The 11665-nt window shown below is 70.7% G+C and carries 14 protein-coding genes; 6 read left to right on the forward strand and 8 right to left on the reverse strand.

All coding sequences use genetic code 11. The features are described from left to right. Nucleotides 1-25: 25 nt before the first annotated feature. Nucleotides 26-199, forward strand: coding sequence for a DUF3117 domain-containing protein (locus F6A08_RS08580; protein ID WP_017203323.1), 174 nt, complete (start codon nt 26-28; stop codon nt 197-199). Between the two features lie 88 nt (nt 200-287). Here the strand turns inward: F6A08_RS08580 and F6A08_RS08585 are convergent, their stop codons facing one another. Beyond that, nucleotides 288-926 (reverse strand): O-methyltransferase, encoded by a 639-nt coding sequence (locus F6A08_RS08585; protein ID WP_151459247.1) that lies wholly within the window; start codon nt 924-926, stop codon nt 288-290. 89 nt (nt 927-1015) lie between these two features. Between F6A08_RS08585 and F6A08_RS08590 the strand changes: the two genes are divergently transcribed. Beyond that, nucleotides 1016-1390, forward strand: coding sequence for a twin-arginine translocase TatA/TatE family subunit (locus F6A08_RS08590; protein WP_017203321.1), 375 nt, complete (start codon nt 1016-1018; stop codon nt 1388-1390). 31 nt (nt 1391-1421) lie between these two features. On the opposite strand, the gene F6A08_RS08595 is transcribed toward F6A08_RS08590, so the two are convergent. Genes F6A08_RS08595 through F6A08_RS08610 form a run of 4 tightly spaced genes read right to left on the reverse strand, consistent with a single transcriptional unit; the run spans nt 1422 to nt 4840 of the window. Next, nucleotides 1422-1916, reverse strand: a complete 495-nt coding sequence (locus F6A08_RS08595; RefSeq protein WP_017203320.1) for a YcxB family protein — start codon at nt 1914-1916, stop codon at nt 1422-1424. Nucleotides 1917-1938: 22 nt separating this feature from the next. Further along, nucleotides 1939-3060, reverse strand: a complete 1122-nt coding sequence (locus F6A08_RS08600) for an Mrp/NBP35 family ATP-binding protein (RefSeq protein ID WP_151459248.1) — start codon at nt 3058-3060, stop codon at nt 1939-1941. Next, nucleotides 3057-3572, reverse strand: a complete 516-nt coding sequence (locus F6A08_RS08605; RefSeq protein ID WP_017203318.1) for a DUF1003 domain-containing protein — start codon at nt 3570-3572, stop codon at nt 3057-3059. Before F6A08_RS08605 ends, F6A08_RS08600 begins: the two co-directional genes overlap by 4 nt. Continuing rightward, on the reverse strand, nt 3572-4840 hold the full coding sequence (locus F6A08_RS08610) for a magnesium transporter MgtE N-terminal domain-containing protein (RefSeq protein WP_017203317.1): 1269 nt from the start codon (nt 4838-4840) through the stop codon (nt 3572-3574). The genes F6A08_RS08605 and F6A08_RS08610 overlap by 1 nt, the downstream gene beginning before the upstream one ends. Nucleotides 4841-4926: 86 nt before the next feature. Between F6A08_RS08610 and F6A08_RS08615 the strand changes: the two genes are divergently transcribed. Continuing rightward, nucleotides 4927-5634: a YflT domain-containing protein gene (locus F6A08_RS08615; RefSeq protein ID WP_151459249.1), complete on the forward strand. Its 708-nt coding sequence runs from the start codon at nt 4927-4929 to the stop codon at nt 5632-5634. Between the two features lie 19 nt (nt 5635-5653). Continuing rightward, a complete protein-coding gene (locus tag F6A08_RS08620) occupies nt 5654-6316 on the forward strand; it encodes an alpha/beta hydrolase family protein (protein WP_017203315.1) in 663 nt (220 codons plus the stop codon). Nucleotides 6317-6322: 6 nt separating this feature from the next. Here F6A08_RS08620 and F6A08_RS08625 read toward each other — a convergent pair whose 3' ends face one another. Genes F6A08_RS08625 through F6A08_RS08635 form a run of 3 tightly spaced genes read right to left on the reverse strand, consistent with a single transcriptional unit; the run spans nt 6323 to nt 9719 of the window. Further along, a complete protein-coding gene (locus F6A08_RS08625; RefSeq protein WP_151459250.1) occupies nt 6323-7231 on the reverse strand; it encodes an aminoglycoside phosphotransferase family protein in 909 nt (302 codons plus the stop codon). Nucleotides 7232-7237: 6 nt separating this feature from the next. Then, nucleotides 7238-8659, reverse strand: a complete 1422-nt coding sequence (locus F6A08_RS08630) for an aminopeptidase P family protein (RefSeq protein ID WP_124895194.1) — start codon at nt 8657-8659, stop codon at nt 7238-7240. Between the two features lie 37 nt (nt 8660-8696). After that, nucleotides 8697-9719, reverse strand: a complete 1023-nt coding sequence (locus F6A08_RS08635; protein WP_151459251.1) for an endonuclease/exonuclease/phosphatase family protein — start codon at nt 9717-9719, stop codon at nt 8697-8699. 96 nt (nt 9720-9815) lie between these two features. On the opposite strand from F6A08_RS08635, the gene F6A08_RS08640 reads away from it, so the two are divergent. Continuing rightward, nucleotides 9816-10688: a PHP domain-containing protein gene (locus tag F6A08_RS08640; RefSeq protein ID WP_151459252.1), complete on the forward strand. Its 873-nt coding sequence runs from the start codon at nt 9816-9818 to the stop codon at nt 10686-10688. Between the two features lie 63 nt (nt 10689-10751). Next, a complete protein-coding gene (locus F6A08_RS08645; RefSeq protein ID WP_017203310.1) occupies nt 10752-11648 on the forward strand; it encodes a DUF817 domain-containing protein in 897 nt (298 codons plus the stop codon). The last annotated feature ends 17 nt before the right edge of the window (nt 11649-11665 follow it).

Raw genomic sequence — 11665 nt, forward strand, 5'->3', positions numbered from 1 at the left:
TACCACCGGAGGAAAGGGAGCCACGATGGCAGCGATGAAGCCGAGGACCGGAGACGGACCCATGGAGGCCGTGAAAGAAGGACGACTCATCATCGTGCGCGTTCCGCTCGAGGGCGGCGGCCGCCTGGTCGTCTCTGTGAACGACGCCGAGGCCAAGGAGCTTCACGACGTGCTGGCCGCCGTCGTGGCACCGGCCTGATCGAACGAGGACCCGCGCATGCGGATCCGAAGGGCGGTGGATCTGCGGATCCACCGCCCTTCGTCGCGTGGCGCTCGCGCCGGTGTCGTCAGTCGCGTTCGGCGAGGCTGACCAGCTGCAGGAGTCCTTCGCCGGCGGAGGACACGGTCGCCAGCACCGCCGACGACTCCTGGGTCTCCTGCACCAGCGACCGGTAGGCGGAGGTCACCTCGTCACGCTGGACGGGATCGGCGACCTTGCCGCCGGTGAGGACGCGGGGAACCAGCACGAGCCCTCCGGTGCGCGCCAGGCGCAGGCCGTGCTCGACGTACTCGATCACGTTGTCCGGGTCGGCATCGACGAGCACGATGTCGTACGAGGCCTCGTTCATCCGCGGCAGCACGTCGATCGCGCGGCCGGTGATGAAGCGGGCCTTCGTGGACGGCACCTTCGCATCCGAGAAGGCCTGTCGCGCCGCGGCGAGATGCTCCGGTTCGTTGTCGATCGACGTCAGGACCGCCTGCGGCGCCCCGCGCAGCAGCCACAGCCCGGAGACCCCGGCGCCGGTCCCGATCTCGACGATCGACCGCGCTCCGGTGGCCGCCGCGAGGACGGCGATCTGCGAGCCCACGGCTGCACTGATCGGAGCGGCGCCCAGCTCGACGGCGTGCGCACGGGCGCGGGCGATGGAATCCGGTTCCACGATGGACTCGCGCAGGAAACGCGCGTTGGCGTCATGCTCGCTCATGGCCTGTCTCTCCCTGCCTGCCTGTGATCCTCTCCAGAGTATTCGGTCGGCGAGTGCGGGGACCGCAGGCGCGGCGGTAGCCTGGACAGATGACGTTCGGGCTCACCTTCGAGAAGCTGCTGCTGATCGGTCTCATCGCAGTGCTCATCATCGGTCCCGACCGTCTTCCCCGTGCGGCCGAGGGGTTCGCCCGGGTGGTGCGCAAGGCAGGGGAGTACCTCCGCGACACCAAGTCCCGTGTCCGCGAGGAGATGGGTCCGGAGCTCGACGACGTGGACTGGCGCAAGCTCGACCCGCGGCAGTACGACCCCCGTCGCATCATCCGCGACGCGCTCCTGGAGGAGCCGCAGCCCGCGACACCCGCGCAGGCCACGGCGACGATCGCGGAGCCGGTCGCACCCCGTCGCGCTCCCGAGGTGTTCAGCGCCACCAACAGGCCGCCGTTCGACCCTGAAGCCACCTGAGGCCGCGGCGACCCGAGCAGGGTCCGACGGGCTACCGGATCCGTGCGCGCAGAGCCGCGATGTCGTCATCGGACAGCAGCACGCGGGGGATCGCCGTCGCCACGGAAGCGTCCCGCAGTTTCAGGAGGACGGCATCCCGGCCGACCCTGAGGTGCTGGAACGTGCTGTAGGGGATGTCCGAGCGTCGTCGGCCGCTCCCCATCTGCAGCCGATCGTCGTCGAGGGTGAGCCACACGACCGACTCCGCCGGCATCGCGGCGCGCACGGCGGTGCGGGCGCCGGAAACGGTCATCCCCACCGCGAACAGCGCCAGGGCGACGATGACGACGGGCATCCAGGCCACGATGGCGCTCACCTCGCGCCCTCCCGACGTTCCCGCACTGAGGTTGAGGATGCCGAGGACGAGAGCACCGGCGAGGGCGAGCCACATGACGATCGCGATCGGCCGGGTCAGCGAGTAGACCGCGGCGTCGCGCGCCATCCGACGCAGAAGACCCTCATCGACGGTCACGGAGCGAGGAGGCATCCGCTCATTCTCCCATGCGTGTTCAACCGATCGACATCGGCAGCGACCGGCCGGACAGGCCCCGCCCCTGCCGGGCCAAGGCGGCAGCGAGGTCGCGGATGGTCACGGCCGCCGGGTCGTCGGTCCTCGTGCTGACGACGGGCACTCCGGCGTCGCCGCCTTCGCGGAGGGCAGGACTCAGCGGGATGGAGGCGAGCAGGGGCACCGGCGCTCCCGGCTCCGAGAGGGCGTCGGCGACCGCCGCACCCCCTCCCGCTCCGAACAGATCCACCACGGTGCCGTCGGGGAGCGTGTACGCCGCCATGTTCTCGACGACGCCGATCACGCGCTGCCCCGTCTGGCGCGCGACTAGCCCGCTGCGGATCGCCACCTCGGAAGCCGCGGTCTGCGGGGTGGTGACGACCAGGACCTCGGCATGCGGGAGGAGCTGTCCTATCGAGATCGCGATGTCTCCGGTGCCCGGCGGCATGTCGATGAGGAGCACGTCGAGGTCGCCGAAGAACACGTCCGTGAGGAACTGGGAGACCGTGCGGTGCAGCATCGGACCACGCCACGCGACGACGGACTCGCCGTCGCGGAGGAACATGCCGATCGAGATCGTCTTCACCCCGTAGGCGACCGGCGGCAGCATGAGGTCGTCGATCCGCGTCGGCTGGGTGCCGGACGGGACGCCGAGCAGGCCGGGGATCGAGAAGCCGTGCACGTCTGCGTCGACGAGACCGACCGACAGCCCCTGATCTGCGAGCGCGACGGCGAGGTTCGCCGTCACGGTCGACTTCCCCACGCCGCCCTTGCCGCTGGAGACGAGGATCACCCGCGTCAGGGAGTCGGGGCCGAAGGGCATCTCGCGGGCCGGCCTGCCAGCGCGCAGCTTCTCGGTGAGCGCCTTCCGCTCGGCGGGCGTCATGACTCCCACCTGCACCTCGACGGCTCCGATACCGGGGACCGCCGCGGCCGCTCGGCGCACATCCGACTCGATGCGGGCGGCCGCGGGGCATCCGACGATGGTCAGGACGATGCCCACGTGCGCGGTGTCGCCCTCGACGGTGATCTCGCGCACCATGTCGAGCTCGCCGATGGGCCGGCGCAGCTCCGGATCGGTCACGGCGGACACCGCGGACCGGACGAGCTCGGCCCCGCTCACGATGCGCTGCCCGTCGCGGGCTTCTCCCCGTCGTCGCCCAGCTCGGCGAGGAGGGCTTTCAGCTCCTGCCGCAGCACGTCGCGGGTCACCGCCTGGGAGTTGCGCTCCTCGAGCGACATCCGCAGCGCCACGATCTCGCGCGCGAGGTACTCGGTGTCGGCGAGGTTGCGCTCCGCGCGCTGCCGATCCTGCTCGATCTGCACGCGGTCCCGGTCGTCCTGCCGGTTCTGGGCGAGGAGGATCAGCGGCGCGGCGTAGGACGCCTGCAGGGACAGCATGAGAGTGAGGGCGGTGAAACCGAGGGCGGCGTCATCGAAGCGCAGGTGATCGGGCATCAGCGTGTTCCACCCGATCCAGAGCACGCAGAAGAGACTGAGGATGAGCAGGAACGCGGGGGTGCCCATCGCCCGCGCCACCCATTCCGTGAACCGCCCGAAGCGGTCGCGCGATGTCGTCCGCGGGCGGCTTCCCGTGCGTCCCGGCGCATCCAGCCGAGGCTGCTGCCGCGCCATCAGCGCACGTCCTTCGCGGGGGAGGGGGCGTCATCGGCATCGTGCGAGCGCCAGTCGTCCGGCAGCAGGTAGTCGAGCACGTCGTCGACGCTGATGGCTCCCACCAGGCGGTGCGCCGCATCGATGACCGGGAGCGACACGAGGTCGTAGCTGGCCAGCATGCGGGCGACCTCGGCAGCGGAGGCCGTGACCGGCACGGGTTCGAGGCTGTCGTCCATGATCGCGCCGAGCCGCTCGTGCGGCGGGTAACGCAGCATCCGCTGGAAGTGCACCATGCCGAGCAGACGCCCCGTCGGCGTCTCGAACGGCGGGAGCGTGACGAAGACCGCGGCCGCGAGGGCGGGGTGCAGTTCGTGGCGGCGGATGAGGGCGAGTGCCTCCGCGACGGTCGCGTCGGCCGACAGGATGATCGGCTCCGGCGTCATCAGACCGCCCGCGGTGTCCGGCCCGTACCGCAGCAGCATACGGACGTCCTCTGCCTCCTCCGGCTCCATGAGCTCGAGGAGCTGCTCCAGACGGTCCGGGTCGAGCTGAGCCAGCAGGTCGGCCGCGTCGTCGGGTTCCATCTGGTCGAGGATGTCGGCCGCGCGCTCATCGCCCAGCCGGTCGAGGATGTGCACCTGCTCGTCCTCCGGCATCTCCTCGAGCGCGTCGGCGAGTCGGTCGTCGGACAGCTCTTCGGCCACCTCGATCATGCGCTGCTGCGGCAGATCGAGCAGGGTGTTGGCGAGATCGGCGGCGTGCAGCTCGGAGTAGGACGCGACGAGCTGCTCCGCCGACTGCGACTCGCCCGGCGCGCGCTCTTCGGCGACCTCGCTCCAGGCGGCGAACGTCGTCGGACCCTTCGCGAACGGGGACGCGCTCGTCTTCGGACGGCGCAGGAAGAGCTGGCTGATCGCCCATTCGCCCAGGCGGTTCGGTTCGATGGCCACGTCTTCGATCACTGCCGTGCCGCTGCCGTCCGCGAAGCTCACGCGGCGGCCGAGCATCTCCGCGAGCACGCGCACCTCCCCGGCACGCGGGGAGAATCGGCGCACGTTGATGAGCCCGGTGGTGATGACCTGACCCGAGCGGATCGACGTGACGCGCCCGATGGAGAGGAACACATGCCGTCGTCCCGGGATCTCGACCACGAGGCCGATCACGCGGGGCGCCGCGGTACTTCGGTACACCACGACGACATCCCGGACCTTGCCGAGCCGGTCGCCGACGGGATCGAAGACGGCGCACCCGGCGAGGCGCGCGGCGAAAACCCGTTGTGTGCTCACCTCTCCAGCGTAGTCGGCGGGTCGGACCGGCGGCGGGTCGGGTCGCGCCTCGGGCCTTCCGGGGGTGCGCGTGGAAGAATAGCCGGATGAGCATGCTGAACCGCCCCGCGAACGGCACGGACACCGGCGAGATCGTCGCGTCGACGCGCGACTACGAGAGCGCGCAGAAGACGGTCTCGAAGCTGATCGCGGGGGAGGTGCCCGCCCGCGACATCGCGATCGTCGGTCAGAGCGTCCGCACGGTCGAACGCGTGACCGGCAAGCTCGGCTACGCCGCGGCCGCCCGCTCCGGCGCCATCAACGGCGTGCTGATCGGACTTTTCCTGTCGGCGATCCTGGTCCTCGGGAACCCGGAGGTGCCGATCCAGCTGTTCGTCGGTTTCGTGTTCATCGGTGTCGCGGTCGGGATGATCCTGAGCCTCGTCACCTACGCGATCGTGCGTCGTCGGCGCGACTTCGCCAGCGTCACGCAGTTCGCCGCGGACCACTACGAGGTCACGGTGATGGCGACGTCGCTGTCCAAGGCGCGCCAGGTCCTGGGAGCGGCGCGCGTCGCCCCGGTGCGTCCGCCGGTGAACCTCGACGAGCCGCCGAAGTACGGCGAGCGGATCGCGCCGGGAGGGACCGCTCCCGCTCCGGCACCGGAAGAACCCGTGATCCCGCCGCGACCTGCTGACCCGCAGCCTCCCGCGGAGCCCGAGGCCGGAGAACCGGAGGCGGAGCCCGACGGCACGCCCCGTCCCGCCGGACCGGCGATCCCGGGCGTCGAGGGTCCTGAGGGCGGCCGGGCGTGACGCGCCGCCCGCTCTGCTGATGGTCGAGATCCTCGTCCCGCTGCCTGCGGGCGACGTGACGATCACGGCCGACTGGGTCGACGGTGACAACGGCGCGATCATCGCCGTGGCGCACGGCGCCGGCACGGGGAAGGATCATCCGTTCCTCACCGGGTTCGCCGACGCGCTGAACGACGAGGGCTTCTCGACGCTCCGCTTCAACTTCCCCTACGTCGAGCAGGGGCGCCGGATGCCGGGGCCCGCCGCGCACGCCGTCGCGACCTGGCGGAGCGTGGTGGAGTTCGCTCGCATCCGCGAGCCGGCGGCGACGGTCTGGGCGGCGGGGAAGTCCTACGGCGGACGGATGGCGTCGATGGCGGTCGCCGACGGTCTCGTCGTCGACGGCCTCGCCTACCTGGGCTATCCGCTGCACCCCCCTGGCCGTCCGGACAGGCCCCGGGTGGAGCACCTGCCCCTGATCGCGGTGCCGCAGCTCTTCGTCGAAGGCACGACCGACCCGTTCATCCAACCTCTCTCGCAGTTCGAGGAGGCGCTGGCGAGCTGCCAGGACGCGCGGGTGGAGTGGATCGAGGGTGCAGGGCACACCTTCGAGGTGAAGGGCCGCAGACGTCCCGCTGCGGAGATCGGCGCGTCCCTCGCCCCGCTCGTCGCCGACTTCGTCCGCGGCGCAGCGGACCGCTGACGCGCCTCAGTCGAGGAGCGCGGACAGGTCGACGTCCGTGAGCAGGCGCCGCATCGTGGAGCGGCCGAGTGCGCTCAGGTCCGGACTCGTGTGCTCGTAGTACCAGACGAGCCCCATCGCCTGCTGCAGGGCCCATGCCGCGCCCCGGAGCCACTCGCCGTCTTCGGCGGCGACACCGTCGCGGAGCTGCCGGCGGGCCGGTGCGTCGAACAGGTGCCACGCCGCGACGAGGTCGAGGGCGCGGTCCGCCGGGCCGAAACCCCCGCCGTCCAGGACACCGACCAGGCGCGCATCGTTTCCGAGGCCCTGCGCGAGGAGGTTGAAGGGGGTGAGGTCGCGGTGGCTCATCGCCGGCGGGCCCGCGGCGGGGATCGTCCGCAGCTCCTGCCAGAGGGCGGCCGCACGGGGCACGTCGACGAGGTGCCCGCTCCGTGCGAAGCACTCGGTGAGCCAGTCGTCGTGATCGGAGAGCTCGCCGCCGCGGCCCTGCCCGTCGAACACACGGCCGCGCAGGTCCGTCCTGCGCAGCGCCACGATGAGCGCGGCCAGATCGCGAGCGAGCCGAGCGGAGTCGGCGAAGCGCGTGGGATCGGCCGGGTCGCCCTCGACCCACGTCTGCACCGACCAGGCGGAGGGATGGTCCGGCGTCGCCGCGCCGATGCCGTACGGGCGCGGGGCCGCGACGGGTGACACGGCAGCGAACTCGTCGAGCGCCGCAGCTTCGCGTCGGAGGTCCGCGACGGTCGCGCCGAGCCTCGGGAAGCGCGCGACCAGATCCTCCCCGATACGGAAGATCCGGTTCACGGTTCCGGATCCGGGCACCGGACGCAGCTCCCGGTCGCCCAGCTCGGGGAACCTTCCGGCGATCAGCCGCGCCGCGACGGCATCGTCGAGCGCGAGCTCGTCCTCGTGCATCGGATCTCAGGCGTGCAGGCGCGCGATCCAGGCCTCGACCTCGTCCGCGGTGCGCGGGATGCCGGCGGACAGGTTCACGGGCCCGTCCTCCGTCATCAGGATGTCGTCCTCGATGCGCACGCCGATGCCGCGCAGTTCCGCGGGGACGGTGAGATCGTCGATCTGGAAGTAGAGTCCCGGCTCGATCGTGAACACCATCCCGGGCGTGAGGATGCCGTCGTAGTACATCTCCCTGCGGGCCTGGGCGCAGTCGTGCACGTCGATGCCGAGATGATGCGACGTGCCGTGCACCATGTAGCGGCGGTGCTGTCCGCCCTTGTCCGCATCGAGCGCCTCCTCGGCGGAGACCGGAAGCAGCCCCCACTCGGCGGTCCGCTCGGCGATCACCTTCATCGCCGCCGCGTGCACGTCGCGGAAGCGCACTCCCACCCTGGCGGCTTCGAACGCGGCGTCCGCAGCCTCGCGCACGGTCTCGTACACGCGACGCTGCACGTCCGTGAAGGATCCCGACACGGGGAGCGTACGGGTGATGTCGGCCGTGTACAGGCTGTCCGCCTCGACGCCCGCATCGACGAGGATCAGGTCTCCCGGCACGACCGTGCCGTCGTTACGGGTCCAGTGCAGGTAGCAGGCGTGGGGCCCAGACGCGGCGATCGTGTCGTAGCCCTCGCCGTTGCCGTCCTCGCGGGCGCGCCGGTGGAAGACCCCCTCGACCACGCGCTCGCCGCGGGCGTGCGCGACAGCGGCAGGCAGTTCGCGGATGATGTCGTCGAAGCCCTGGGCGGTGATGTCCACCGCGCGGCGCATCTCCGCGATCTCGAACTCGTCCTTGATCAGACGCAGCTCCGACACGAAGCGCGTGAGCGCATCATCCACATCGAGCACCAGTTCGCCCTCGACGGAGCGGAAGCCGTCCAGGTGCGCGGTGGCGATGTCGAGGTCGGCCGCGACACCCGCGAGAGACGGGCGCGGGCCGATCCAGAACTCGCCGACGGTGGCGTCGGCGTAGAACTCGGTCGTCGTGCGGTCGGCGCGCTCGCGGAAGAAGAGGGTGACGTCGTGTCCGGAGTCGGACGGGTCGAACACGAGCACCGAGTCCGGCTCGGAATCCGACGCCCAGCCGGTGAGGTGGGCGAAAGCGGAGTGCGCGCGGAAGACGTAGTCGGTGTCGTTGCTGCGCTGCTTGAGCGAGCCGGCCGGGATCACGAGCCGCTTCCCGGGGAAGGCGGCCGAGACGGCGGCCCGGCGGACGGCGGCGTACGGAGCCTGCGCTCGAGGAGCGGGAAGAGTCTCCGGGCGCTCGGACCATCCCGTCGAGATCGTGTCGAGGAAGCCCTGCGGGAACGGCTGCTTGCGGTTGGTCGTGCCGTTGTCCGCGGTGGCTTCGACAGTGGGCTCTGCGATCGTGTCGCGCTCTCCGGTGCTCATCCCTCCAGTCTGTCACCTGAGGGGCGGTCGCGGGATCTCAGCGCGCGGGCTCGAGCTGCACGACCAGCGCGCGGTGGTCGCTGCCGCCCGCGTCATCGAGCACCGCGGAGCCGGTCGGAGTCCAGTTCCCGGATGCCATCACGTGGTCGATGGGGGCACCCGCCAGCGGAGGAAGCGAGCTCGGCCAGGTGCCGGCGAGTCCGTTGCCGGTCCGCGAGGCGACATCCCGGCAGTAGCCGATGTCTCCGCCGTCCACGCCCAGCGGGGCCATGTGGTCGACCGTGGCGTTGAAGTCGCCGGCGAGGATGAAGTCGCCCCGCGGGCACTGGTCGGCGATCCACTGCAGGTCGCTCTGCCACTGCTGCATCTCCTCCATGCGCGGTGCGACCGCATGCACGGCGACGATGGTCGGTCCCGAGCCGTCGACCGGCATCAGGACGACGCTCGGCACCGAGCCGGTGTTGTTCGAGCCGTCCTTCGAGGACTCGATCACCGAGTACTCGCCCAGGTCCGGCGCGACCAGCACCGTCGTCTGCCACGACTGCGGGCCGTCCTGCACATCCGGGCGGAACTGCACGTGGTGCACCCACATCGGGTGACCCTGTTCGCGGAGCATGATCGCGATGCGCTCGCCGACGGCCTCGGTGGTCTCCGGGAGCGCGACGATGTCCGCGCCCTGGTCGAGGATCTCCTGCGCGATCCTCTCGGCCGTCACCGCCTCGCCCGCTGTGTTCCAGGTGAGCACCCGGACGCTGGTGTCCGTCGCGTCCGGGAGGGCGGAGGCGCCGAAGCCGCGGACCGCTCCGATGGCGGCGGTGGCTGCAGCGCCGAGCAGCGCCACGATCAGGACGGACGCGGCGAAGCCGCGCAGGGGCCTCGCGAACAGCAGCAGCAGCGCGACGACGGCGACCACGAGGAAACCGCCGAGCACGATGCCCCGGGCCGCGACGAGCTGCGCGAACGGGTAGGTCTGCTCGAGGTGGAAGAACTGCGGCCACACCACGACCGCCGTCGCGATCGCGAGCAGCACGGTGAAGAGGATCCCCAGGAGACGAAACATCCCCTCAAGCCTAGAAGCGCCGCCTGTGAAGTCCCTCCCCGACATCCCGACGTCGACTTCGCGTCCCCTTGCTCCGGTGCTCGGTACGCTCAGAGGATGTCCTCCGCGTCACACGGGTTCTCCGGCCCCGCCGACCTGCATCTGCACTCCAACCATTCCGACGGCACGGAGTCGCCCGCCGAGGTCGTCGCACAGGCGCACGCCCACGGCGTCCGCACCCTCGCCCTCACCGACCACGACCGGTCGACCGGATGGCAGGAGGCCGGAGACGCCGCGGTCGCTCTGGGGATGACCTTCCTCCCCGGCATGGAGTTGTCGGCGAAGCACGGGTGGCGGAGCGTCCATGTGCTCGGGTACCTCTTCGACCCCGATGACGAGGCGCTCCGTGCCGAGACCGACCGCATCCGCGGCGATCGGATCGGGAGGGCGGAGCGCATCGTCCGGAACATCGGGCGCGACTACGACCTGAACTGGGATGACGTGCTCGCCCAGACCACGCTCGACGCGACGGTCGGGCGGCCTCACATCGCCGATGCGCTCGTGGCGCGCGGCATCGTGCGCGACCGCACGGAGGCCTTCGACGGCATCCTGCACCCGCGGGAGGGGTACTACGAGCCCCACTATGCGCCGGATCCGCTCACCGCGGTGCGTCTGATCACCGATGCCGGGGGAGTGGCGATCATCGCCCACCCCGTGACGAGCGGTCGGGACAGCATGATGCCCGAGCCGTACATCGAGCGCCTGATCGAGGCGGGGCTCGGCGGTTTCGAGATCGACCACCGGGAGAACACCGAGGCGGGCAAGCGCGAGCTGCGACGGATCGCCGCGACGCACGACCTCATCGTCACCGGGTCGAGCGACTACCACGGCACCGGCAAGCCGAACCGTCCCGGCGAGCACACCACGTCGGAGGAGATGGTGGCGCGGCTCCTAGCACGCGGCACCGGTACCGCACCGCGTTTTCCCTGATCCTCGGCGTACTGTCGGCGATCTCTCTGCGCGCTGTCGAACGGAACCGATACCGTCCGAGGCATGCAGCGAGCGACATCTCTGGAGCGCCGCGTCGATGCGCTCGCCCATCGCGTCCTCCGCGATGCCCCGGCGAACGGCATCCGCGCCGGCCTGATCGAGTTCGCGGTGTTCATCCTGAAACAGGCATGGGCCTGCGTCTTCGGCGCGGCGCTGCTGGTCGTGATCGTGGCCGCACGCCTCTGGTACCCGGACGACGCGCCGCTCGCCCGCAATGATGCGATGACGATCGCCGCCGTGCTGATCCAGGTCGCGATGCTCGCTTTCCGACTTGAGAGCGGACGGGAACTGTGGGTCATCGTGCTGTTCCACATCACCGGCACAGCCATGGAGCTGTTCAAGACCGATGTCGGCTCCTGGGCATACGCGGCGGACGGTGTGCTCCGCATCGGCGGAGTCCCGCTGTTCAGCGGCTTCATGTATGCGGCCGTCGGCTCGTACATGGTCCGCGTGTACCGCCTGTTCGACCTCGGGTTCACCCGATATCCCCGACGCTGGATGACGGCGATTCTGGCCGCGGCGATCTACCTCAACTTCTTCACGCACCACTGGTGGTGGGACGCGCGATGGGTGCTGCTCGCCGGCGTCGTGCTGCTGTGGCTGCCGACGGTGATGCACGCCCGGGTCTGGCGTCGCACGATCCGACTGCCGCTTCTGCTCGTGTTCGCCGGAGTGGCCCTCTTCATCTACCTCGCCGAGAACATCGGCACCTGGGCCGGCGCCTGGGCGTATCCCGACCAGGCCGGAGGTTGGCAGCCGGTGTCGCCCAGCAAATTGACCTCGTGGTTCCTGCTGATGATCATCTCGGTGGTGCTGGTCGCCTGGGTCTATCCGCCGCAGGTTCCGGCAGCGGTGTTGCGGAGCGAGCCCGTCGATGATCGGCGGCGTGTCCGACCTTGACGATGGCATGAGCGCGC

The sequence above is a fragment of the Microbacterium algeriense genome (genome assembly GCF_008868005.1).
GTDB lineage: Bacteria > Actinomycetota > Actinomycetes > Actinomycetales > Microbacteriaceae > Microbacterium > Microbacterium algeriense.